This is a genomic window from Xanthobacter sp. ZOL 2024 (genome assembly GCF_052932325.1).
The window spans coordinates 183,588-206,678 of record NZ_CM128808.1 but is presented as its reverse complement, the minus strand read 5'-3'; the positions used below and the strand labels follow the sequence as shown (position 1 = coordinate 206,678).

18 protein-coding genes are annotated in these 23,091 nt (G+C 68.4%); 14 read left to right on the top strand and 4 right to left on the bottom strand.

Annotation, left to right across the window (positions count from 1 at the left end):
* Positions 1-13 precede the first annotated feature (13 nt).
* The 7 genes from ACU4E7_RS00885 (at position 14) to ACU4E7_RS00855 (ending at position 10,366) form a co-directional block, all read left to right on the top strand.
* Entirely contained in the window at positions 14-3,925 is a 3,912-nt protein-coding gene (locus tag ACU4E7_RS00885) for a baseplate multidomain protein megatron (protein WP_447020291.1), read from the top strand.
* Between the two features lie 32 nt (positions 3,926-3,957).
* Entirely contained in the window at positions 3,958-5,946 is a 1,989-nt protein-coding gene (locus ACU4E7_RS00880) for a DUF2793 domain-containing protein (protein ID WP_447020290.1), read from the top strand.
* Positions 5,943-6,236: a hypothetical protein gene (locus ACU4E7_RS00875; protein ID WP_238120814.1), complete on the top strand. Its 294-nt coding sequence runs from the start codon at positions 5,943-5,945 to the stop codon at positions 6,234-6,236. Before ACU4E7_RS00880 ends, ACU4E7_RS00875 begins: the two co-directional genes overlap by 4 nt.
* Positions 6,237-6,434: 198 nt before the next feature.
* A complete protein-coding gene (locus ACU4E7_RS00870) occupies positions 6,435-7,586 on the top strand; it encodes a peptidoglycan-binding protein (RefSeq protein ID WP_447020289.1) in 1,152 nt (383 codons plus the stop codon).
* A gap of 76 nt (positions 7,587-7,662) precedes the next feature.
* The gene (locus ACU4E7_RS00865) at positions 7,663-8,334 is read left to right on the top strand and encodes a response regulator transcription factor (RefSeq protein WP_238120816.1); all 672 of its coding nucleotides are present in this window, start codon (positions 7,663-7,665) and stop codon (positions 8,332-8,334) included.
* Positions 8,335-8,344: 10 nt separating this feature from the next.
* A complete protein-coding gene (locus ACU4E7_RS00860) occupies positions 8,345-9,772 on the top strand; it encodes a sensor histidine kinase (RefSeq protein ID WP_447020288.1) in 1,428 nt (475 codons plus the stop codon).
* Positions 9,773-9,943: 171 nt separating this feature from the next.
* On the top strand, positions 9,944-10,366 hold the full coding sequence (locus ACU4E7_RS00855; RefSeq protein ID WP_447020287.1) for a hypothetical protein: 423 nt from the start codon (positions 9,944-9,946) through the stop codon (positions 10,364-10,366).
* A gap of 16 nt (positions 10,367-10,382) precedes the next feature.
* Here ACU4E7_RS00855 and ACU4E7_RS00850 read toward each other — a convergent pair whose 3' ends face one another.
* From ACU4E7_RS00850 to ACU4E7_RS00840, 3 genes are all read right to left on the bottom strand, one after another.
* On the bottom strand, positions 10,383-13,091 hold the full coding sequence (locus tag ACU4E7_RS00850) for a cation-translocating P-type ATPase (RefSeq protein ID WP_447020286.1): 2,709 nt from the start codon (positions 13,089-13,091) through the stop codon (positions 10,383-10,385).
* A gap of 2 nt (positions 13,092-13,093) precedes the next feature.
* A complete protein-coding gene (locus tag ACU4E7_RS00845) occupies positions 13,094-13,933 on the bottom strand; it encodes a universal stress protein (protein ID WP_447020285.1) in 840 nt (279 codons plus the stop codon).
* A gap of 144 nt (positions 13,934-14,077) precedes the next feature.
* Complete coding sequence (locus tag ACU4E7_RS00840; RefSeq protein ID WP_447020284.1) at positions 14,078-14,599, bottom strand: flavin reductase family protein; 522 nt, start codon at positions 14,597-14,599, stop codon at positions 14,078-14,080.
* Positions 14,600-14,768: 169 nt separating this feature from the next.
* On the opposite strand from ACU4E7_RS00840, the gene queE reads away from it, so the two are divergent.
* Both queE and queD read left to right on the top strand, forming a co-directional pair.
* Positions 14,769-15,401 (top strand): 7-carboxy-7-deazaguanine synthase, encoded by a 633-nt coding sequence (gene queE / locus ACU4E7_RS00835; RefSeq protein ID WP_447020283.1) that lies wholly within the window; start codon positions 14,769-14,771, stop codon positions 15,399-15,401.
* Positions 15,402-15,418: 17 nt separating this feature from the next.
* Positions 15,419-15,775 carry a 6-carboxytetrahydropterin synthase QueD gene (gene queD / locus ACU4E7_RS00830; protein ID WP_238120913.1) on the top strand — a complete coding sequence of 119 codons (357 nt, stop codon included), beginning with the start codon at positions 15,419-15,421 and terminating at the stop codon, positions 15,773-15,775.
* Positions 15,776-15,783: 8 nt separating this feature from the next.
* Here queD and ACU4E7_RS00825 read toward each other — a convergent pair whose 3' ends face one another.
* A complete protein-coding gene (locus ACU4E7_RS00825) occupies positions 15,784-16,392 on the bottom strand; it encodes an LOG family protein (RefSeq protein WP_238120823.1) in 609 nt (202 codons plus the stop codon).
* A gap of 120 nt (positions 16,393-16,512) precedes the next feature.
* On the opposite strand from ACU4E7_RS00825, the gene ACU4E7_RS00820 reads away from it, so the two are divergent.
* The 5 genes from ACU4E7_RS00820 (at position 16,513) to ACU4E7_RS00800 (ending at position 23,065) form a co-directional block, all read left to right on the top strand.
* Positions 16,513-16,869: an ArsR/SmtB family transcription factor gene (locus ACU4E7_RS00820; RefSeq protein ID WP_238120824.1), complete on the top strand. Its 357-nt coding sequence runs from the start codon at positions 16,513-16,515 to the stop codon at positions 16,867-16,869.
* A 6-nt stretch (positions 16,870-16,875) separates the two neighbouring features.
* Positions 16,876-18,837, top strand: coding sequence for an ABCB family ABC transporter ATP-binding protein/permease (locus tag ACU4E7_RS00815; protein WP_447020282.1), 1,962 nt, complete (start codon positions 16,876-16,878; stop codon positions 18,835-18,837).
* A gap of 163 nt (positions 18,838-19,000) precedes the next feature.
* Positions 19,001-20,560, top strand: a complete 1,560-nt coding sequence (locus tag ACU4E7_RS00810; protein ID WP_238120826.1) for a Do family serine endopeptidase — start codon at positions 19,001-19,003, stop codon at positions 20,558-20,560.
* Positions 20,561-20,889: 329 nt separating this feature from the next.
* Entirely contained in the window at positions 20,890-21,606 is a 717-nt protein-coding gene (locus tag ACU4E7_RS00805) for a response regulator transcription factor (RefSeq protein ID WP_273546106.1), read from the top strand.
* Between the two features lie 49 nt (positions 21,607-21,655).
* Entirely contained in the window at positions 21,656-23,065 is a 1,410-nt protein-coding gene (locus ACU4E7_RS00800) for an ATP-binding protein (protein ID WP_447021694.1), read from the top strand.
* Positions 23,066-23,091: the final 26 nt, after the last annotated feature.

The following is a 23,091-nucleotide window of genomic DNA, read 5'->3' as shown; positions in this document are numbered from 1 at the left end:
TCGAGGATCTTCCATGGCAACCTTGCTTCTCGGCGCGGCCGGCGGCCTGCTCGGTGGCGCCCTGTTCGGCCCCATCGGCGCGGTGGCAGGGCGGGCCCTGGGCGCCCTCGGCGGCGCGGTTCTGGACCAGACCCTTCTCGGCGGCAGCCGCTCCAGCACCGTGGAAGGTCCACGCCTGACCGATCTCGATGTGATGGCCTCCACCCAGGGCGCGGCCATTCCCCGCGTCTATGGCCGGGCGCGCCTTTCCGGACAGGTGATCTGGGCCACCCGGCTGTTCGAGGTGAAGAAGACGGAGACCCAGTCGGTGGGCGGCAAGGGCGGCAGCCTCGCGCCCAAGGTCAGCACCGTGACCTACACTTACTACGGCAATTTCGCCGTGGCCCTGTGCGCCGGGCCGGTGTCGCGCATCGGCCGCATCTGGGCCGATGGCAAGCTGATGGAGCAGGCCGGCATCACCGTGCGCCGCTATCTCGGCGCGCACGATCAGTCGCCCGATCCCTGGATCGTCGCCAAGCAGGGGGATGTGGGGGCTCCGGCCTATCGCGGCATCGCCTATCTGGTGTTCGAGAATCTCGACCTCACCGACTATGGCAACCGCCTGCCGCAGATCACCGCCGAGGTGGAGCGCGGGGTGGGCGCGCTGGAACCGCAGGTGCGGGCGGTGACGCTGATCCCCGGCGCCACCGAATTCGGCTACGACACGGTCAATACCCTGCAGATGTACGGGCAGGCGAGCTATGGCCGCGAGGCCCGCCATGTCTCCACCCACGCCACCGATTTCGTCGCTTCGGTGGACCAGCTCCTGGCCGCCTGCCCGAACCTGGAGCGGGTGTCGCTGGTGGTGTCGTGGTTTGGCGATGATCTGCGCGCCGGTGCGTGCCTGGTGCGGCCCAAATGCGAGCGGCACAACAAGACCACCGTGCCGCAATCCTGGTCGGTGGGCGGCCTCTCCCGGCTCATGGTGCCGGCTGTTTCCCAATATGACGGCCGCGCGGCCTATGGCGGCACGCCATCCGATCTCTCCATCGTGCGGGCCATCACCCGGCTGAAGGAGGCGGGGGTGAAGGTCACCCTCAACCCCTTCGTGATGATGGATATTCCCGCCGACAATACGCTGCCCGATCCGTGGAACGGCGCCGCTGCCCAGCCGCCCCATCCCTGGCGCGGGCGCATCACGTGTGATCCGGCGCCGGGACGGGCGGGCACGGTGGAGGGCACGGCCGCCTGCGGCGCGCAGGTGGGCGCCCTGTTCGGGAGTGCGGAACCGGGGGATTTCCTGCGGGTGGGCAGCCTCGTCCTGTTCACTGGCACCGCCGAATGGAGCCTCAGGCGCATGGTGCTGCACTATGCCCATCTGGCGGTGGCGGCGGGCGGCGTCGAGGCCATTCTCATCGGCTCGGAGATGGAGGCGCTGACCCGCCTGCGCGATGGCAGCGGCGGCTTTCCGGCGGTGACGGAGCTGATCGCGCTTGCGGCCGACGTGAAGGCGGTGGTGGGGCCTGAGACGCTGGTGTCCTACGGGGCCAATTGGGCGGAGTATGGGTCCCAGGTGTATGATGGGGGCGAGGTGCGCTTCCCGCTCGATACCTTGTGGGCATCCCCTGACGTGGACTTCATCGGCATCGATTATTACCCGCCTTTCACCGATTGGCGGGATGGCGCCGCCCATCTCGACGCCTCCCTCGCAGCCTCCCTCCACGATCGCGCTTATCTCAAGGCCAGCCTGCGCTCCGGAGAGGCCTACGACTGGTATTATGTCGATGATGCCGCGCGGCTCGCCCAATCGCGCAGCCCCATCACCGATGGGGCTTATGATGAAGCCTGGATCTATCGGCAGAAGGACCTGTGGTCGTGGTGGGCCAATCCTCATCATGAGCGCTTCGCCGGGGTGCGGGCGGAGAGCCCCACCGCTTATGTCCCCGGGGCCAAGCCCATCCGGCTGATGGAGGCGGGCTGCGCGGCGGTGGACAAGGGGCCGAACCTGCCCAGCGCTTTCCCCGATCCCAAGTCCTCCGAGAATGCCTTGCCGCCCTTCTCCTCCGGCCAGCGTGACGATCTGGTGCAGCGGCGCATGCTGGAGGCGATCCTCGCCACCTTCGAGCCGGCGGCCGGCGCCAGCCTCACCGACAATCCGCAAGCGCCCCTCTATGGCGGGCGCATGGTGGACGAAGGCTGTGTGTTCCTGTGGACCTGGGACGCGCGGCCCTATCCCCAATTCCCTCTGCTCGACGACGTGTGGGGCGACGGCAGCAACTGGGCGGCGGGCCATTGGCTCACCGGCCGGCTGGGCTCCGCCCCCCTCGACGGGCTGGTGGCGCAGCTGTGCGCCGATTTCGGCGTGGGCGATGTGGAGAGCGCGGGGCTTGCCGGCGTGGTGGAAGGCTATGTGGTGGAGCAGCCCATGACCGCCCGCGCCGCTTTGGAGCCGCTGGCCCGCGCCTTCGCCTTCGAGGCCCGCGAGGCGGATGGGCAGATTGCCTTCCACCAGCGCGGCGAAGGCGCCATCACCGATCTTGCTGTCGACGATCTGGTGCAGCCGGACGATGGGGCGCTGGTGAGCCTCACCCGCACCCAGGAGACCGAGCTGCCGCTGGAGGTGAGCGTCGGTTTCATCGATCCCTTGCATGATTATCGCAAGGCCACCGTCTCCTCCCGCCGGCTGGTGGGGCAGAGCCGGCATGTCACCCAGGCGGAACTCGCCTTGGTGGCGGCGCCCAATGTGATGGTGCGCGCCGCCGATGTGTGGCTGCAGGACCTGTGGGCGGGCCGGGAAAGCGTGAGTTTCTCCCTGCTGCCCTCCCGCACCGCGCTGATGCCGGGGGATCTGGTGCGCCTGACGCTCGACGGGCGGGCGCGGCTGCTGGAGATCACCCGGGTGGAGGAGGCGGAGGCCCGCGCCATCACCGCCCGCAGCATCGAGCCGGACGTGTTTGACACGGCTCTTGAAGGGTTGGACAGCGGCAGCGTCGCCCTGCCGGCAGTGTCCGGCCCGCCGGCGGTGGTGGTGCTCGATCTGCCGGCGCTGGCGGCGAGTGATCCCCTGCCGCTGCAATATCTTGCGGCGGCGGCCTCGCCCTGGCCCGGAACGCTGGCCGTGTGGCGCTCCAGCGATGGCGAGAGCTTCGATGCGGTGGGTCCCATCACCGCCTCCGCCACCCTCGGCACCCTGGCGGGCGAACTGCCGCCCGGGCCGCTGTGGCGGTTCGATCGCTTCAACACAGTGCTGGTGACGTTGGAGACCTCGCTCTTGGTGTCGGCCAGCGCCACCCAGGTGCTGGAGGGTGCCAATGTGCTGGCGCTGCGGGCGGACGGGCGCGATCCGGAGATCATCCAGTTCACCGAGGCCGAGCTGGTGGATACCAGCACCTACCGTCTCTCTGGCCTGCTGCGTGGCCGCGCCGGAACCGAAGCGGCAGGCGCCGAGCCCTGGCCGGAAGGCACGCGCGTGGTGCGGCTCGACGGCACCCTGGTGACGGTGGCGAGCGGGCTTTCCGCCCTCGGCCGCAGCAGCATCTACCGCGTGGGCGCCGCCAGCGGCGATTATGGCGATGAGGACGTGAGCGAGGTCACCGCTACCGCCACCGATGCGGCGTTCCGGCCTCTGTCTCCGGCGCATGTGCGCGGCCGGCGCACGGCCGCCGGCGTCATCCTCTCGTTCATCCGTCGCACGCGCACGGACGGCGACAGTTGGGAGGCGGTGGAGGTGCCCCTGGGCGAGGATGCGGAGGCCTACCGGGTGGAGATCCTTTCGGACGCGGCGGTGGTGCGCACGCTGAACACCGCAACCCCGTCTGTCATCTACGCGAGCGCCGATGAGCTCGCGGATTTCGGCGCCGTGCAGGCGAGCCTCACCGTGCGGGTGTGCCAGCTCTCGGCCACCGTGGGCGCCGGCGCGGCGGCGACCCGCACCTTGGCGCTCTGAGGCGTCCCCCTTTCACCATCGAGGATCGGTTCATGGCATCCGATGAAACGGCGCGCCTGGCTCTGCCCTATCTGGCGGCAGCGCAGGCGCAGAAGCATGTCACCCACAACGAGGCGCTGCGGCGCCTCGACGCTTATGTGCAGCTCGCGTTGGAGAGCGTCACCGCGCTGGAGCCGCCGGTGAGCCCGGCCGAGGGGGCCTGCTGGTTCGTCCCCGCCGGCGCCACCGGCAGCTTCGCGGGACAAGACGGAAAGCTTGCCACCTATGAGGCCGGGGCGTTCGACTTCCTGGCGGTGCCGGCGGACACACTGGCCTTCATCCGCGATGAGGATCGCTTTGCTCGCCATGACGGCAGCGCCTGGGTCTCGCCTCTGGCCGATGCGGTGGCGGCCCTTGCGGCCCGCACCCAGCTGGTGCTGGAGAGCATCACCGATGCCGCTCCGCCGGCGGCGCCGGAGGCGGGCGGGCGCTGGTTCGTGCCGGCGGGTGCCACCGGTGCTTTCGCCGGCCACGCGGGCACCCTCGCCGTCTTTCAGGATGGGGGATTCGTCTTCCAGGCCCTGGCGAGTGGGGCTCTGGCCTTCATCCGCGATGAATGGCGGCTCGCCCTTTATGATGGCGGCGCCTGGGTGTCGCCACTGGCGGTGCGGCCGAGCCGCGCCGCCATCGAGGCGGAGGTGCTGGAGCAGGACCTGGTTCTGTCCGGAACCAGCGTGGCCACCACCGTCGCGATCCCCGCCCGCGCCATCGTGCTGGGGGTCTCCACCCGCACCCTCTCCGGCGTGACGGGGGCGACGTCTTATGATTGCGGCATCGCCGGTGAGGCGTCCAAGTTCGGCGGCAGTCTCGGGGTGGCGCAGGGCGCAGCCAATTCCGGCGTCATCGGTCCGACGGCCTTTTATGCGGAGACGCCGGTGCTGGTGACCGCCAATGGCGGGGCGTTCACCGGTGGGCGGGTGCGGGTGTCCATCCATCTGCTGCGCTGCCCGGTCTCGGTGTTCCCAGACTTGGAACAGGCGTGGTGGACGCAGGCCGAACACCAGCTCGATGGTGTGGCGCCGGCCCTGGCGGCGGATTTCGTGGGCGAGCGCTATGCGTTGGGTGGCGCGCATGTCTCCTCCACGACGCTGTTCCAGCGCACAGGCAGCGCCAAGATGGTGGTTGCCGGCTCCGGCGAGCTGATGCAGGCCCCGGCCAACACCCTGGCCTTCGATTACCACAGCGGCGGGCGGCGCCTGCTGCTGGAAGGCGCGGCCACCAATCTGTTTTATCCCTCGGCGGCGCCGGGCGCCGCTGTCTCGCTCAGCGTGACGGCTCAGGTCTACACCTTGAGCTTCTGGGGCACGGGAGCGATGGCCCTGTCGGGTGCCCATGTCGCGACGGTGAGCGCCGGCGGCGGGCGGACCACGTACACCTTCACGCCTGCCGCCGGCAGCCTCACGCTTACGCCATCCGGCACGGTGCTCCGGGCGCAGCTGGAGGTGGGGGCGATCGCAACCAGCTATATCGCCACCACAACGGCCGCTGTGACGCGCACCACTGATATCTGCCAGTGGTCCGGTGCGGCGGTCGCCGTTCTGGGTGGGTCTGGTGTCGGGCCCAACAGTCTGGTCTGGCGTGGATCGCTCGGGTCCTCCGTCGATCTTCAGGACATGATCTGCTTTCAGCGCGATGCGGTCGCCAAGCAGTTCCTTCGGCAAATTGGCGCCTCGATCCAGATCATTACCCCGGCGCGCGGAACCCTCTTCGATGTCAAACAGCTGGAGATCGCCGCTCCGGCGAGGTTTGCCGTGTGTGTCGGCTGGGGCGGCGACGGAATGGCCGCTTACGCCAGCGGCCTTGCGACGGGTGTCACCGGGACACGGCCGGGGCAGGGAACCGTTGAAGGCATCTTCCTGGGCGGGCCGAGCGGATTCCCGAATGGCGTCGCGCAGCTGATCGAGGACATCGTGGTCTGGCCCCTCATGGGCAGTGCCGCGGCCCTCCAGTCTCAAGCTCACATCTCGGGAGTGGGATCATGACCACCATCTACCTGCGCTTTGCTGATCGGGCGACGGCCTGCGCGACGCTGGAGAGCGTGCTCGGCTTCGATGGGGCGCAAGGCGAAGACGGCCGCCAGCTCTATTCCTCCGGCCTTCACGGGACGACGCGATACCACCTGTGCTTCCTGGCCGATGCCGGCGTGCGCACCGGCGGCGGCGAGGACCACGTGAACCTGCTGTGGCCCGATGGGGCCGCGCCGGTGCCCGACTTTGGTCTGGCGGCGATCGGCCCGCTGACGCCGAGCTGCATGTTCGGCTCGCCCGGTTAGTTGAACCAATAGAGCAGGAACCAGCCCATCAGGGTGAACATCAAGAGCGTGGTGCGGAAATCATCCATTGTGACCCAGCATGCCCAAGGGGAATGTCAAAGAATAGGTCAAATTCAAAGGATGTCGCGCCGAATTTTTCAGCAGTTCCGTAACGTTTTGGCCGCCATGGGCGGCCATTTTCATTTCATGGGGACCGAAATGGCTCGAACCTATGCCTTTTCCGCGCTCAAGGGCGAGTATCAGCAGCGCTGGGAGCAGATGGCGATCACACCGCGCCAGCAAGGGGCGATCGATCGGGCGGCGATGACAATCCTCGCCGCCAAGTCGCGGTATCAGGTGGTGGCGGCTCAGACGGGCGTGCCCTGGGCCTTCATCGGCGTGCTGCACTGGCGGGAGGCCAGCTGTGATTTCGCCGGGGTGCTGCACAATGGCGAGAAGATCCTCGGCACCGGCCGCAAGACGCGCCTGGTGCCGAAGGGGCGGGGACCGTTCCGGACCTGGGAGGAGGCGGCCCGCGATGCCCTCGCCCTCAAGGGTTACGCGCCGGGTTTTCCCTGGAGCATCAGCCGCTGCCTTTATGAGGGCGAACGTTTCAATGGCTTCGGCTACCGGATGCACCAGGTGCCGAGTGCCTATCTCTGGTCCTTCTCGAACCAGTATGTGCGCGGCAAGTATGTGGCGGACGGGGTGTGGAGCCCCATCACCGTGGACCGGCAAATGGGTATCGCCCCGCTCATGAAGCGCCTGCTGGCGCTGGACGGGGATGTTTCCTTCGAGGCGGCCACCTCTGCCGCATCGAGTGGGCCCACGGCCGGCGACGGGCTCGACGCGCGCGCGGTCGCCGCGCTGCAGCAACGTCTGCGGGATCTGGGATATTTCGAGGTCGGTCAGGTCGATGGCCAGTGGGGACCGCGCACGGTGGCCGGGCTGAGCGCCTTCCAGGTGACCGCGGGCCTGCAGCTGACGGCGGTTCCCGGGCAGGCGCGGGTGGACACCGCGACCGCCGCCGCGCTGGCCACGGCTTCCACCCGGGTGGTGGCCCCTGCGCGCGCCGCGCTGACCGCCCGCGACCTGCTGCAGCGGGGCGACGGGATGCTGCGGGCGGCCTGGTGGAGCAAGTTCTGGGCGTGGCTCATCGGCGCACCGGCCCTGGTCATCGGGGTGCTGGAGCAGGCGCCGGAGGCGACGGGACGCCTCGACGGCCTGCGGGCCACTTTCGCTCAGATGCCGGGTTGGGCGTGGTCACTGCTCGTGGTTGGTGTCGCCCTGTCGCTCTTCATGCTCTCACGCCGGGTCGAGGCGGATCGGGTGGCGGCGGTGCGCAGCGGGCGCGACAGCGGACCTGCGTGAGGACAAGGCCGCCGCGACGACCCTGACTCGCGTTGCAAATGCTGCCATTCTAGGCCCCGTTGCGGGGGAGGACATCGTGCGATTGCTGGTGGTGGAGGACGATCCGGATTTGAACCGGCAGTTGGTGACCGCCCTGGGGGACGCCGGCTACGCGGTGGATCGGGCCTTTGACGGTGAGGAAGGGCATTTCCTGGGCAGCACCGAGCCCTATGACGCCATCGTCCTGGACATCGGCCTGCCCAAGATGGACGGGCTTTCGGTGCTGGAGAACTGGCGGCGCGCCGGGCATGCGATGCCGGTGCTGATCCTGACCGCGCGCGATCGCTGGAGCGACAAGGTGCAGGGGTTCGATGCCGGTGCCGACGACTATGTCGCCAAGCCCTTTCACATGGAGGAGGTGCTGGCGCGGCTGCGGGCTCTGCTGCGGCGCGCCAGTGGCCATGCTTCCAGTGAACTGTCCTGCGGGCCGGTGCGGCTCGATACCCGCTCGGGACGGGTGGCGGTGGACGGCAATCCGGTGCGCCTCACCTCCCACGAATACCGCCTGCTGTCCTACCTGATGCACCATGCCGGACGGGTGGTGTCGCGGACGGAGTTGGTGGAGCATCTGTACGATCAGGATTTCGATCGGGATTCAAACACCATCGAAGTGTTCGTCGGCCGTCTGCGGCGCAAGCTCGATTGCGATGTGATCCAGACCGTGCGCGGGCTCGGCTATCTGCTCGCGCCTCCGGAGGAGCCGCGATGACCGTGGTGGCATGGGCGACGGCGCGGCCATGAAGCGCACGGCCGATCCGGGGTCCCTGGCTTTTCGCCTGTTCCTGTCGGCCATGGCCATCACCCTTGTGGTGCTGGCCGTGGTGGGGCTCGCCCTGTCCTCGCTCTATGCGCAGGCGGCGGAGCGCTCGTTCGACCGGCGGCTCGATGTCTATGTGAAGACCCTGGTGGCCGAGGTGGCCAACGCCACCAACGATGCGGCGCTCGAGCCGCAGGCCATGGCCGAGCCGTTGTTCTCCTTCCCCCGGTCGGGTTGGTACTGGCAGATCGTGCGCCAGCGGGACGGGACCATGGACCGGCATGCCTCGCGCTCGCTGGGTGCCGATCGACTGCCGGTGCTCGGGGGCGAGCATGCGGGTGCCACGCCGGGCGGCATGCGCCAGGGCTTTGCCGTGGGGCCCGACGGCGAGCGCATCCGTGTGGTCGAGCGGACGGCGGACTTCGGCTCCGACGGCACCTTCGTGGTGTCGGTGGGGGCCACCGCGGCCGAGCTCGATCATGACATCTCCAGCTTCAACGTCGCGCTGATCGGCACGTTGATCGTGCTGGCTCTGGCCTTCCTGCTGGTGGTGCTGTTCCAGGTGCGGTTCGGCCTGCGGCCCCTGTCCCGCGTTTCCCAGGCCCTCGCCGATGTGAGGTCGGGCAAGGCGGTGCGGCTGGAGGGGCGCTATCCCGAGGAGATCGTGCCGCTGGTGCGCGAGGTCAACGCGCTGATCGCCGCCAATCAGGAGGTGGTGGAGCGGGCTCGCACCCATGTGGGCAATCTGGCGCACGCTTTGAAAACCCCCCTCTCGGTTCTGCTCAACGAGGCCGGCACCCGCGATGACCCGCTGGCGATGCGGGTGCGCGACCAGGCCGGCGTGATGCGCGATCAGGTGGCGCATCACCTGGAGCGCGCGCGCATGGCGGCGCGCGTGTCGATGGTGGCCAGCGTCTGCGACGTGGGCGAGATCCTCACCGCGCTGGCGCGCACCATGCAGAAGATTCACCGTGGTCGCGCGTTGGCCATCGACGTGCGTGTTCTGGACGGCGCCCGTTTCCGTGGCGAGCGCCAGGATCTGGAGGAGATGATCGGCAATCTGGTGGACAACGCCTGCAAATGGGCGTCGGGCCGGGTGGAGATCGAGCTGGCGGTGAGCCGCGCCCCCGGCCCGGGGGGCCGCGCCTTCTTCCGCATCACCATCGACGATGACGGGCCGGGCCTCGATCCGGCGCGGCGGCTGGATGTGGGGCGGCGTGGCCGCCGTCTGGACGAATCAAAGCCGGGCTCCGGGCTCGGCCTGTCCATCGTGCACGAACTCGCCATGCTCTATGGCGGCCATTTCGAGCTGAGCGCCGCGCCCAGCGGAGGGTTGCGGACCGAGCTGGTGCTGCCCATGGTGGCGGGCAATGGCGAGGCGGCCGCGTGAGGAGCCCTCCGGGTCCCTGCGCGGCCCCTGCGGCACCGGCAGGTGTCGGCGCAGCTTCCCCTTGCGACGAAGTGCCACTAAAAGGCGGAGGAGGTCAGCGCTATTGACCTCCTGTTTCGTCTGCGCCGCTTTGGCGCCCGCGTTGAGAGATGGCTTGAGATGCCGGTCCGCATGGTGCCCGCCGTTCTGCTTGTCACGGTCCTCGGCGCCCTGGTGTCGGGGTGCGCCAGTGATGCCGGAGCCAATCTCAAGGGGCCGGGGAACATGGCATTGCCGACCTCGCCGGTGATGCGGGGGGCGGTATCCGGCGGGCTGATTAGCGGCGCCATCGGCAACGGCCTCAGTGATGCCGACCGCCAGCGCGCCTATGACGCGGAGATCTCCGCCCTGGAGACCGGCGGCCCCGGCTATCCGGTGGGCTGGAAGGGCGATGGCGGCACGCGCGGCACGGTCATCGCCGGGCCGGCCTATCATCGGCCCGGCTTCCAGAGTTGCCGCGATTATTCCCACACCATCTATATCGACAACCGCCCGCAGATCGCGCGCGGCGCCGCCTGCCGCACCACCGAAGGCCAGTGGCAGGCGGTGAGCTGACCGCCTACTGCCCGGGCTACACCCGGGGTATCGGCTGGGGTGTGCCGAGACGGTGTCGCGAGAAGGCTTTGTCGGTCTCCATCAGCAGCAGCAGGCCAAGCGCCACCGCGCCCAGTTCCAGCCACTGCCGCGCCGGGATGGGGGCGATTTCCAGCACGTCACGCACGCCGGGCACATAGCTGGCCAGCACCTGCACCGCCTGGGCGCCGAAGATGGCCGCCATCAGCGGCCAGTTGGCGCCGGGCGGCAGCAGAAACACGGAACGGGTTTCCGAGCGGGCATTGAACGCCTGGACGTTGGCGAACAGCACCATGAGGAACAAGAGCGCGTTGCGCGCCTCGAACGGGGCGAGGCCCTGGGCCAGCCAATACCAGAAAAAGGCGAACGCGACGCACCCCATGAACAGGGACGACAATAGCGTCCGTCGGATCATCAGGGCGTCGAAGATCGGCTCACGCGGGGCGCGGGGCCGGCGATCGAGCAGGCCGGGTTCCGGCTTTTCCAGGGCCAGCGTCACGTCCTGTGCGCCATTGGCCACCAGGTTCAGCCACAGCAACTGCACCGTGGTGAGGGGCACCGGGGTCTGCAAGGCGACGGCGAGCAGAAAAAGAACCACCTCCGCGGCGCCGATGGAGACGAGCAGGAAGATGAGCTTGCGGATGTTGGCATAAGCGGCGCGCCCTTCCTCGACACCGGCGACCACGGAGGCCAGATTGTCGTCGGCGATGACCAGGGCGGCGCTGTCGCGGGCCACGTCCGTGCCGCCTAGGCCCATGGCGATGCCCAGATCGGCGCGGCGCAGGGCGGGGGCATCATTGACCCCATCGCCGGTCATGGCGACCACGTGCCCCGCGGCCTGCAGGGCATCGACGATCTCCAGCTTCTGGGTCGGCTCGACCCGCGCGAACACGCGGGTGCGCTCGATGCGCCGCATGGCCGCCTCTGAGCCGGTCTGGAGGGCGGCGAGTTCGCGTCCGGTCATCACATCGGCTTCGTCATGGGCGATGCCGAGATCGCGGGCGATGGCCAGGGCGGTGGCGGCATGGTCGCCAGTGATCATCTTGACCGCGATGCCGGCGCGGTGACAGGCCGCCACCGCGTCTTTGGCCTCCGGCCGGAGCGGATCGATGAAGCCTACCAGGCCCAGCGGCTGCAGGTGCTGCAGCCAGCCGTCGAAATTATCGGTTTCGCCCGGCGCCACATCGAGCCGCCGTCGGGCGATGGCCAGCACCCGTTGTCCCTCCCGCGCCATGGCCTCTGCCCGCGCCAGGAGCACCTCCCCCGCCGCTCCGCACAGGGGCAGCACGGTCTCCGCGGCGCCCTTCACATGCAGCACGGCGCCAGCCCCATCGGCATTCAGGCTTGCCGCGAGGCGTCGTTCGGCGCTGAAGGGCAGGTGGGCCAGCCGGGGCTGCGCCGATCGCGTCGCCTCGATCAAGAGGCCCGCCTGCTGGGCCAGCACCAGCAGGGCAATGTCGACGGTGTCACCGCTGGCGCCCTGGCGCCCGCTGACCGGATGCAGGGTGGCGTCGTTGCACAGGCTCACGGACACCGCCAAGGCGTCGATCTGCGCCTGCGTGCCGGCGTCGCCGTGCTCATTGTCGGAGCGGAACGGGGGATCGTGTTCGTCTTCCGGAACCTGCAGCACCGTGCCCGAGGGCAATACCAGCCGTGTTGCGGACATGCGATTGAGGGTGAGGGTGCCGGTCTTGTCGGTTGCGATCACGGTGCAGGCGCCGAGCCCCTCTACCGCCGGCAGGTGCCGCACGATCACATGGCGGCGCGCCATGCGGCGCGTGGCCACCGACAGGGCGATGGTGACCGCCACCGGCAATCCCTCGGGAATGACGGCGACGGCCAGCGCGGCCGCCATCAGGAAGGTTTCCACCATCCCTGCGCCCGCCATCAGGCGGCCGACGATGATCACTCCCATCAGCCCCAGGGTTGCGGCGCCCAGCATGCGCGAGAAGCGTTCCAGGCGGCGGCTGAGGGGCGGCGGCGTCGCCGGCGTGTCCAGGGCCTGGGCGATGTGCCCGAGCGCGGTGTCACGCCCGCTCGCCACCACCAGCCCCTGGGCCTGGCCCCGCAGCACATTGGTGCCGGCGAACACCATGTTGGCGCGCTCGGCCAGGGGCGCCTCGTCCGGCAGCACGATCGCGGCGCTCTTCTCCACCGGGAGAGACTCGCCGGTGAGGGCGGCCTCGCTGGTTTCGAGATCGCTGGCGCGCACCAGCCGCAGGTCCGCGGGCACCCGGTCGCCGGCCTCCAGCAGAACCAGGTCGCCGGGCACCAGCTCGGCACTGTCGCGCAGCACCACGGTGCCATCCCGGGCCACGCGGCTGTGGGTGGTGATAGCGTGCTTCAGCGCCGCCGTGTCGGCTTCAGCGCGGGCTTCCTGTAGGGCGCCGACGCCGGTGTTGAGCGCCAGAACCACAAAGATGAAGAGCGAGTCCTCAGCATGGCCAAGGGCGATGGAGATGCCCGCGGCCACCAGCAGCAGATAGATGAGTGGACTTTGCAGCTGGCCCAGCAGCAGCCGCCAGAGGCTGCGACGGGGCGCTTCCGGCAGGCGGTTGGGCCCCCACCGGTCGCGGCGACGCGTGACCTCCTCGTGCGCCAGTCCGTCGAGATCGCAGCCGAGCCGTGCCGCCGCCGCCACTGGGGCCAGGGCGTGCCACGCCGGGGCAGGGGCCTCAACCGAGGCTCCTGGCGGGGGCGGAGCCATGCTCAGTACGACATGAGCAGCGGAATGGAACTGTCCTTCAACAGCGATTGCGTGACGCCACCCAGCACCCATTCCTGCATGAGCGAATGGTTGAAGGCGCCCATCACCAGCAGATCCGCACCGAACAGGCTGGCCTGCTCGCGCAAAGTGGCTTCGATGCCGCCTTCCTGGACTACCAGGTCCTTGACGTTCACATGCACGCCGTGGCGGGCGAGATGCGGCGCAATCTCGGCGCCGGGCACGGTCTTGGCGAGCTGCTTCTCGGTGGCGATGGCCACCACTTCCACCGCTTCCGCCGACCGCAGGATGGGCATGGCGTCGTTGACGGCGCGGGCCGCCCGGGCGCTGGCATCCCAGGCAATGAGCACCCGCCGGTGCTTGAAGCTGTCCCAGCCGGGCGGCACGACGATCAGCGGGCGGCCGCTGTCGAACAGCAGGGCCTCGATCAGGCCGCGGTCGGCATCCACGCTGGCGCGCTGGGCGTTGAGCACGGCGATGTCATGCACCCGCGCCTGCGCCACGAAGGTATCCACGAGCTGGCCATAGGAGAGCTGCAGCGTTTCGACGGAACAGGAAACGCCCTGGGCCTGGGCGTCTCCCCGGGCCCGTTCCGCCAGGCTGCTGGCAAGCGCGTTCAGGCGGCGATTGTGATCCGCCACCAGGCTGCTGGCGACGCTGCTGACGAAGGTGTTGCCCACCACCACCTTGAGCGAGGCCGCCTGGATGGTGGCATGGGCGCCCGCCTGCTGGGCCAGGGAAAGGCCATAGCTCAGCGCCGCGGCCGAGACCTCATCGCCTTCCTCGGTCATGCCGATGAGCACGCTCTTGATATTCTGCAGCATGGGGCTTTCCTTGCACGATGACCCACCCTAATGGGCCCGGCATAGCGGGGCGTTGCGTTACGTCAACAGCACCCGGGGTGATTATCCCACTCTAAATGACATCGCGAAATCACATCTCGCCGCCGGGCCCGGACCTGAGGCGGCTCAGGCCTCCGGTTCCGCCAGCAGGCGATAGCGGCCGCGGTAGTACAGCAGGGGAGCGTCGTCGCCCTCGGCATGCATGTGCACCACGCGGCCCACGAAGATGATGTGGTCGCCCCCGTCGTAATGCGCGTAGGGCACGCACTCGAAGGCGGCATGGGCGGCGGTGAGCCGGGGCGCCCCGCTGCGGCCCGGATGCCAGTCGGTGCCGGCGAATTTGTCCTCTCCCGCCCGAGCGAAGCGGTTGGAAAGCTCCTGCTGGCTCTCCAGCAGGATGTTCACCGAATAGGCCTTCACCTGCTCCAGCCGGGCCAGGGAATTCAGGGTGCGGGCCATGCAGAACAGGATCAGCGGCGGATCGAGCGAGACGGCGGAGAAGGAATTCACCGTCACCCCCATCAGCCCCTCGTCGTCGCCGGCCATCACCACGGCGATGCCGGTGGCGAAGCGGCCCAGCGCGTTGCGCAGCTCACGCGGATCAAGACCGGCGTCCAGATCAATCGTCGAAGTCGTCACCGTCGGCATGGGCAATGCTCTCTCGTGCTGGAAAAAGCCCCGTACACACGCCACGGCAATGTCGGGCGCGCTGCAGTGCTGCAGGCAAGAGGTATAAGGCGCATCGCCTCCCGCGCAAGCCAGCCCATCGGTCGCCATGGCTTTTCCCGCGCGGCGCTTCGGTTTAAACGCAGGGCCCATGGCCTATGCTGTCAAAGAGATCTTCCTGACCCTCCAGGGCGAGGGCGCCCAGGCCGGCCGTGCGGCCGTGTTCTGCCGTTTCTCCGGCTGCAATCTGTGGTCGGGGCGCGAGGAGGATCGCGCGGCGGCGGCCTGTCGCTTCTGCGACACGGATTTCATCGGCATGGATGGCGAGGGCGGCGGGCGGTTCGGCTCGGCAACGGCTCTGGCGGCGGCCTTGTCCGCCACCTGGGGCGAACGGGCTGGCCGCCGCTTTGTGGTTTTCACCGGGGGCGAGCCACTGCTGCAGCTGGACGCCGCCCTGATCGCCGCGACCCATGCCGCCGGCTTCGAGATCGCGGTGGAGACCAACGGCTCGGTGGCGGCGCCGGACGGCATCGACTGGATCTGCATGAGCCCGAAGGCCGGCGTGGAGCTGGTGCAGCGGCGTGGCCACGAGCTGAAGCTGGTGTTTCCGCAGCCGGACCTGATGCCGGATGTCGTCGCCGGGCTCGACTTCGACCATTTCTTCCTGCAGCCCATGGATGGGCCGGACCGGCAGCGGCACACGCAGGCGGCGGTGGCCTATTGCCTGGACCATCCCCATTGGCGGCTGTCCCTGCAAACCCATAAGATGATCGGCATCCCATGAGCGCATCCCCCCGCCAAATGCGGATCACCCAGGCCTTCACCTTCGAGGCCGCGCATTTCCTGCCTCGCGTGCCGGAAACCCACCGCTGCCGTCGCATGCATGGGCATTCCTATCGCATCGAACTGACGCTGGAAGGCCCGGTGGATGACGACAGCGGCTTCGTCGCCGATTTCTTCGACATCGAAGCCGCCTTCGCGCCGCTGCTCGCCCGCCTGGACCACCATTGTCTCAACGACATCGAGGGGCTGGACAACCCCACGGCCGAGCACATCGCCGTCTGGATCTGGACCCGCCTGAAGGCGCAGGTTCCCCTTCTCGCCAGCGTGCGGGTGTTTGAGACGCCCATGTCTTATGCGGAATACACCGGCGCCTGAAGCGCCGGTCACATCTGCCGGGCCACCTGCGAGTCGGTGTCGTGCAGCTCCGGCTCAGGCACCGCCGCCGCTGCCGCCCGCAACGCCGGTAGGATCTCTTCCACCCGATCGACGTTGAGCAGGGTCATGGGCGCGCGGGGCGGCAGGAAGCCGGTGGTGTCCATGTGGGCCATGAGGTCCAGGAACGGATTCCAGAAGCCGTCGATATTGGCCAGCAGGATCGGCTTGCGGTGTCGGCCGAGCTGCGCCCAAGTCAATTGCTCCACCAGTTCCTCCAGGGTGCCGACGCCGCCCGGCAGGGCCACGAAGGCATCGGCGCGCTCGAACATCAGCTGCTTGCGCTGATGCATGTCCTGTACCTCGATGATCTCGGCCTTGTGGCGGAACCTGCGTTCCGCACGCACCAGAAAGGTGGGGATGATGCCGGTGACGGCGCCGCCGGCCAGCGACACCGCACCCGCCACCTCACCCATGAGGCCGACACCGCCACCCCCATAGACCAGGCGAACGCCTTCGGCGGCGAGCAGACGGCCGAACTGGCGCGCGGTCTCCGCGAAGACGGGATTGGTGCCGAAGGACGAACCGCAATAGACGCAAACACTTTCAATCTTAGCCATGCATCCACTCTAGCACTGTTTCGGCCGCATCCGGGAGTGTGCGCATCCGTTGCAACGCCGCGGTGAACGCGGGCGGGGCGCCTTGAAATCCTCCATTTTATCGTTTATCGCCGATGAACGATGGCCGAGCCTCCCGTCTTCTCTCCCGCATCCGCCGACCTGCCCGACCTGGAGCCGCTGGCCGAGCGCCTGCGGGCGCTGGCGCATCCGGCGCGGCTGGCGGTGCTGCGCCGTCTTGCCCATGAGAAGTGCTGCGTCTGCGGCGCCCTGGTGGACGGGCTGCCTTTGGCGCAATCCACCGTCTCCCAGCACCTCAAGGTGCTCACCGACGCGGGCTTTCTGCGCAGCCGGGCGGACGGCGCCCGCACGAGCTACTGCCTCGATGCGGAGGCCTTGCGCGCGCTGCGCGTGGAAATCGACGATCTGTTCGCGGCCCTGCTTCCGTCCGGCGCCGGCGAGCGATCGCAGGAAAGCTAGGGTTCAATGTTCTTTTCTTTCTTTGCCAAGGCCGCCAAAGACCCCTCCGCCGCCGGACCGCGGGATCGCTTCCTGGGGACGCTGGAAGCGCTGTGGCCCTATCTCTGGCCGCAGGATCGGGCCGACCTCAGGCTGCGGGTGGTGGTCACGCTGCTGCTGCTGTTCGGCTCGAAGGGCGCCACCATGGTGGTCCCCTTTGTGTTCAAATGGGCGACTGATGCCCTGACGGCGGAAGTCAACGGTACACCGAGCCCCACCGGCTGGGCCTATATCCTCGGTGCGCCGGTGGCGCTGACGCTGGCCTATGGCATCGCGCGCATCGTCATGGCCGCCGTGACCCAGGTGCGCGACGGCATCTTCGCCAAGGTGGCTCTGCACGCGGTGCGCAAGCTCGCCATCCGCACCTTCCGTCACATGCATGAATTGTCGCTGCGCTTTCATCTGGAGCGCAAGACCGGTGGGCTGACACGGGTGCTCGAGCGCGCTCGCAACGGCATCGAAACCATCGTGCGGATGCTGGTGCTGCAGCTGGCGCCCACCATCGTCGAATTGGTGATGGTGCTGGTGGTGCTGCTGTTTGCCTTCGACTGGCGCTATGTGGCGGTGCTGGTGGTGACGGTGGCGGCCTATGCGGTGTTCACCTATCGCGCCAGCGAGTGGCGTCTCAACATCCGCAAGGAGATGAACGACAGCGATACGGAGGCCAACACCAAGGCGGTGGACAGCCTTCTGAACTATGAGACGGTCAAGTATTTCAGCGCCGAGGCCTGGGAGAACGCCCGCTACGACCGGTCCATGGCCCGCTATGAGCAGGCGACGGTGCAGACTTTCACCTCCCTGGCCTGGCTCAACGCCGGCCAGGCCATCATCTATTCGCTGGGGCTCACGGCGGTCATGGTGCTGTGTGTGCTCGACATTCGGGCTGGCCGGCAGACCGTGGGCTCGTTCGTCATGATCAATGCCATGATGATCCAGCTCTATGTGCCGCTGAATTTCCTTGGTTTCATCTATCGCGAGATCAAGCAGGCGCTGCTCGACATCGAGACCATGTTCGCGGTGCTCGCCCGCGCGCCGGAGATCGTCGACAGGCCCGGCGCGCCGGATCTGGTGGTGTCCGGGGGCACCGTGCGGTTCGAGGACGTGCGGTTCGCCTACGAGCCGGGCCGCGAGATCCTCAAGGGGGTGTCGTTCGAGGTGCCGGCCGGGCGCACGGTGGCCATCGTCGGCGCCTCGGGCGCCGGCAAGTCCACCCTGTCGCGACTGCTGTTCCGCTTCTACGATGTCTCCTCCGGGCGCATCGTCATCGATGGCCAGGACATCCGGGATGTCAGCCAGGCGTCGCTGCGCCGGGCCATCGGCATGGTTCCGCAGGACACGGTGCTGTTCAACGACACCATCGCCTACAACATCCGCTACGGCCGCCAGGATGCCTCTGAGGACGAGGTTCGGGCCGCAGCGCGGATGGCGCGGATCGACGATTTCATCCAGGCCACCCCTAAGGGCTACAAGACCGAAGTGGGGGAGCGCGGATTGAAGCTCTCCGGTGGCGAGAAGCAGCGCGTCGCCATCGCCCGCACCTTGCTGAAGGCCCCACCGATCCTGGTGCTGGACGAGGCCACCTCGGCCCTGGACAGCCGCACGGAGAAGGACATTCAGGACGCGCTCGACCGCGTCTCCGAGGGGCGGACCACCCTGGTCATCGCCCATCGGCTGTCGACGGTCATCGGCGCCGACGAGATCCTGGTGATGGACGCCGGTCGGGTGGCGGAGCGAGGCAGCCATGCGGCGCTGCTCGCTCTCGGCGGGCTCTATGCGGGCCTCTGGCAGCGCCAGCAGGAAGCGGAGGCGGCAGCCGCCGCCGACACGGTGACGACCAAGGATGACGACGCCCCCGATGATCTCGCCCCGGGCCGGGTGGAAGACGAGATGGCGGGATTCAACGAGAATGCGTCCACCGCACTCGGCTGAACGACACGGCGCGTGGCATCACGGCGCCGTGATCGACATTACGGAAAGGTAATCCCATAGCCAGGGAACTGTAAGGGAGCGCCCGTTAGCTTGCCTCTCGAACCTGCTGAACGGCTGAGCGCCGCCCAGCGGCAACCCGTTGGCAAGAGAGAGATACGAACGCATGACCCGCTCCAGCAACACCCCCTCCGTGACGAAGCGTCGCCGCCAGGCTCTGCTCGCCGGTGTGTTCGGCCTCGCCATCGCCGGCGTGGTGGCCGGCGAGCTCATCCCGGGGGCGGCAACGCCGGCGTTCGCGCAGATCACCACCAGCCAGCCGGCCGGCACCTTCTCGTTCGCGGACATCGTCGAGAAGGTCTCCCCCGCCGTGGTCTCGGTGAAGGTGAAGAAGGACGCCGGCGAGGCGGTGGCCATGGGCGAGGGCCCGGGCATGGGCGGCAACATTCCGCCCCAGATCGAGCAGTTCATGCGGCGCTTCGGCTTCGGTGATGGCCAGGGTCCGATGGGTCCCATGGGTCCGCGCGGCCAGCGGGGCGGTCCCCGCGGCGAGCGCCCGGTGGTGGGCCAGGGCTCCGGCTTCATCATCTCCGCCGACGGTTATGTGGTGACCAACAACCACGTGGTGGACGGCGCCGACGAGGTGGATGTGACCACCACCGACGGCAAGGAGCATGTGGCCAAGGTCATCGGCACCGATCCGCGCACCGACGTGGCGCTGCTGAAGATCACCGACGGAAAGGATCTGCCCTGGGTCAAGCTGGCCGACAGCGCGCCGCGGGTGGGTGACTGGGTCATCGCCGTGGGCAACCCGTTCGGTCTCGGCGGCACCGTGACCGCGGGCATCGTCTCGGCCCGGGGTCGCGACATCGGCTCGGGTCCCTATGACGACTTCATTCAGATCGACGCGCCCATCAACCGGGGCAACTCGGGCGGCCCGACCTTCTCGCTGAATGGCGAGGTGATCGGCATGAACACCGCCATCGTGTCGCCCTCTGGCGGCAACGTCGGCATCGCCTTCGCCATCCCGTCGGAGACGGTGAAGACGGTGGTGAACCAGCTGCGCGAGAATGGCTCGGTGGCCCGTGGCTATATCGGCGTCCAGATCCAGCCGGTGACCGAGGAACTCGCGTCCGGTCTGGGCATCAAGGAGGCCGAGGGCGCCCTGGTGGCCCAGGTTCAGCCGAACACCCCCGGTGCCAAGGCGGGCCTGAAGGCTGGCGACGTGGTGGTCAAACTCAACAACGAGGCCATCAAGGATGCGCGTGACCTCACCCGCAAGGTGGGTATGCTCAAGCCCGGCACCGAGGTGCAGCTCGCCATCATCCGCGATGCCAAGCCCATGACCGTGAGCGTGAAGCTGGATCAGCTGCCCAACGACAAGGTGGCGCGTGCCGATCAGGGTGAGGACGATGCCGGTGGCATGGGCAAGGACCTGCCGCGGCTCGGTCTCCAGCTGGCCCCGGCCAAGAGCGTCGACGGTGCCGGCGGTGAGGGCGTGGTCGTCACCGGCGTGGACCCGAACGGTCCGGCCGCCGCCCGTGGCTTCCGCACCGGCGACGTGATCCTCAAGGTGGGCGACAAGAGCGTCACCACCCCGAAGGATGTCCGTGATGGCCTCGCCGCCGCCAAGGCTGAGAACCGCAAGGCGGTGCTGATCCAGGTGAAGAGCGAGCAGGGTGTCCGCTTCGTGGCCATCACCCTCGACTCCAAGGCCAAGGGCTGAAGTCGGGCTGAGCCCTGCTGAAGTCTCCTGAACATGACGACGCGGGCTGCGGCCCGTGTCGCGCCCCTCGACCGGATCGCCGCCCCTGCGGTCCGGCCTACCGATCGGCGAGGCGCCCCGCCCCTTGCCCCCAGTCTCGCCGATCGGTCCTTTCCAGAGCCGAGGCCGACGACCCCGTCGCCCCCCAACGTCGCCTTGGCCTGCAGGCGCGGGAAGCTCCAGAGGCTTCCCGCGCCTTTCTTCTGTCCACGGCTTTCTGTCCCTGGCGCTTCCGCCGCGCGGCCACGGATCTGCAGCATGGACCTGCGGAACAGCTGAGCTAGAGTGAGATGAACGCGAATCTCAACCCGGACACCCTCACCGCCATGCGCCTCCTCCTTGTCGAGGACGACCGCGACGCCGCCGAATATCTCCGCAAGGCCTTTCGCGAGGCCGGCCACGTGGTGGACCATGCCGCCGACGGCGAGGCGGGGCTCGCGCTTGCGCTCGACGGCAAATACGACGTGCTGCTGGTGGACCGCATGTTGCCACTGCGCGATGGCCTCTCGCTGGTGGCGGAGTTGCGCGGGCGTGGTGACAATACGCCGGTGCTCATCCTCTCCGCCCTTGGCCAGGTGGATGACCGGGTGCAGGGCCTGCGGGCCGGGGGCGACGACTATCTGCCGAAGCCTTACGCCTTCACGGAGCTGTTGGCCCGCGTGGAAGCTCTGGCGCGGCGCGGCGGGCCGCAGGGCACGGACACCCTCTACAAGGTGGCGGATCTCGAGCTGGACCGCCTCGCCCACCGCGTGACGCGGGGTGGCAAGGAGATTCCGCTCCAGCCCCGTGAATTCCGGCTGCTGGAATATCTCATGCGCCACGCCGGCCAGGTGGTGACCCGCACCATGCTGCTGGAAAATGTGTGGGACTATCACTTCGATCCACAGACCAATGTGATCGACGTCCACGTGTCGCGGCTGCGCTCGAAGGTGGACAAGGGCTTCGAGGTGCCGCTCATCCACACCGTGCGTGGCGCCGGCTATATGGTGCGCGCGGGGCTCCGGTGATGGGTGCGCTGCGACTTCGCGCACACGGGCGGAGGCGGGCGTGAAGGCGCTGGCCTATCTTTCGCGGCTGGTGCGCACCACGGCCTTCAAGCTGCTGGCCGCCTATCTGGTGGTCTTTGCCGTCTTCGCCGTCTCGGTCATCGCATATACGGCCTGGCACACACGAGAGCTGATTCAGAACCAGGTCGCCGATGATCTCGAACGGGAGGTGCGGTTCCTCTCGGAGCAGTATCAGAGCGGGGGCATCCAGCGGCTCGTCTATGTGATCGACCGGCGCTCGCGCCGGCCCGGCTCCTCCATCTACATGCTCACCAATTTCCAGGGCGAGGTGCTGGCCGCCAATGTGGCGGACCTGTCCCTCGGGCTGCTGAACAAGCCCGGCACCCGCTTCGCCACCTACAATCGCCCGGATGACGCCGGCGCCAGCCGCAGCCATGTGGCCTTCGTGCAGGTGTTCATTCTGCCGGGCGGCTATCGCCTCTTGGTGGGGCGCGACATCGAGGAGCGCGACACCCTGCGCGATCTGGTCGCCCGGCCGGCTCAGGGGGCAGTGTTGCTGATCGTGGTGCTGGGGCTCGCCGGCGGCATCTTCGTGACCCGCCGTGTGCTGAAGCGCATCGATGCCATGACCGCCACCAGCGAGACCATCATGGCTGGCGATCTCTCGGGCCGGTTGGCGGTGGCGGGCACCGGAGACGAGTTCGATCGGCTGGCCCACTCCCTCAATGCCATGCTGGAGCGCATCGAGACCCTGATGCAGGGCTTGAAGGAGGTCTCGGACAATATCGCCCATGATCTGAAGACCCCGCTCACGCGCCTGCGCAACCGGGCCGAGGAGGCGTTGCGCACGGCGCACACCGAGGAGCAATGGCGGGCCGCGCTCGAAACCACCATCGAGGAAAGCGACGGCCTCATCCGCACCTTCGATGCCTTGCTGATGATCGCCCGCGCGGAGGCGGGGCAGGCCGGCGCCAGCATGAGCGAGGTCGATCTGGCCGATCTCACCACCGATGTCTGTGAGCTGTATGAGCCGCTGGCCGATGAACAGGGGCTCGACCTGATCGTTTCGGTGGAGCCGGTGCGCGTCCATGGCGTGCGCGAACTGATGGCCCAGGCGCTGTCCAATCTGCTGGACAACGCCATCAAGTATGGCCGTCCGCCGGAAGGCACCCGTGGGCGGATCTCGGTATCGCTGGCGCGGGACGGCACGGGCGCGGAGCTGCGCGTGGCTGATTGCGGGCCCGGCATTCCCGCCGCTGACCGCGAGCGGGTGGTGGAGCGCTTCGTTCGGCTCGAAGCCAGCCGCACCCGCCCGGGGTCCGGGTTGGGCCTCTCCCTGGTGGCGGCGGTGGCGCGATTGCATGGCGGTACCTTGAGCTTCTCGGACAATGCGCCGGGTCTTGCCGCAACCCTGCGGCTGCCGGCTGTCCCCTCGCCAGAGGCGACGGCACGCCGTTAACCCTGTCATCGGGTCGTCACAGTGCC

Bases quoted from the DNA above. Each gene is read 5' to 3' on its own strand.
- ACU4E7_RS00885 (WP_447020291.1), top strand. From the start codon at position 14: ATGGCAACCTTGCTTCTCGGCGCGGCCGGCGGCCTGCTCGGTGGCGCC.
- ACU4E7_RS00880 (WP_447020290.1), top strand. From the start codon at position 3,958: ATGGCATCCGATGAAACGGCGCGCCTGGCTCTGCCCTATCTGGCGGCA.
- ACU4E7_RS00875 (WP_238120814.1), top strand. From the start codon at position 5,943: ATGACCACCATCTACCTGCGCTTTGCTGATCGGGCGACGGCCTGCGCG.
- ACU4E7_RS00870 (WP_447020289.1), top strand. From the start codon at position 6,435: ATGGCTCGAACCTATGCCTTTTCCGCGCTCAAGGGCGAGTATCAGCAG.
- ACU4E7_RS00860 (WP_447020288.1), top strand. From the start codon at position 8,345: ATGGGCGACGGCGCGGCCATGAAGCGCACGGCCGATCCGGGGTCCCTG.
- ACU4E7_RS00855 (WP_447020287.1), top strand. From the start codon at position 9,944: ATGGTGCCCGCCGTTCTGCTTGTCACGGTCCTCGGCGCCCTGGTGTCG.
- ACU4E7_RS00850 (WP_447020286.1), bottom strand. From the start codon at position 13,091: ATGGCTCCGCCCCCGCCAGGAGCCTCGGTTGAGGCCCCTGCCCCGGCG.
- ACU4E7_RS00845 (WP_447020285.1), bottom strand. From the start codon at position 13,933: ATGCTGCAGAATATCAAGAGCGTGCTCATCGGCATGACCGAGGAAGGC.
- ACU4E7_RS00840 (WP_447020284.1), bottom strand. From the start codon at position 14,599: ATGCCGACGGTGACGACTTCGACGATTGATCTGGACGCCGGTCTTGAT.
- queE (WP_447020283.1), top strand. From the start codon at position 14,769: ATGGCCTATGCTGTCAAAGAGATCTTCCTGACCCTCCAGGGCGAGGGC.
- queD (WP_238120913.1), top strand. From the start codon at position 15,419: ATGCGGATCACCCAGGCCTTCACCTTCGAGGCCGCGCATTTCCTGCCT.
- ACU4E7_RS00825 (WP_238120823.1), bottom strand. From the start codon at position 16,392: ATGGCTAAGATTGAAAGTGTTTGCGTCTATTGCGGTTCGTCCTTCGGC.
- ACU4E7_RS00820 (WP_238120824.1), top strand. From the start codon at position 16,513: ATGGCCGAGCCTCCCGTCTTCTCTCCCGCATCCGCCGACCTGCCCGAC.
- ACU4E7_RS00815 (WP_447020282.1), top strand. From the start codon at position 16,876: ATGTTCTTTTCTTTCTTTGCCAAGGCCGCCAAAGACCCCTCCGCCGCC.
- ACU4E7_RS00810 (WP_238120826.1), top strand. From the start codon at position 19,001: ATGACCCGCTCCAGCAACACCCCCTCCGTGACGAAGCGTCGCCGCCAG.
- ACU4E7_RS00805 (WP_273546106.1), top strand. From the start codon at position 20,890: ATGAACGCGAATCTCAACCCGGACACCCTCACCGCCATGCGCCTCCTC.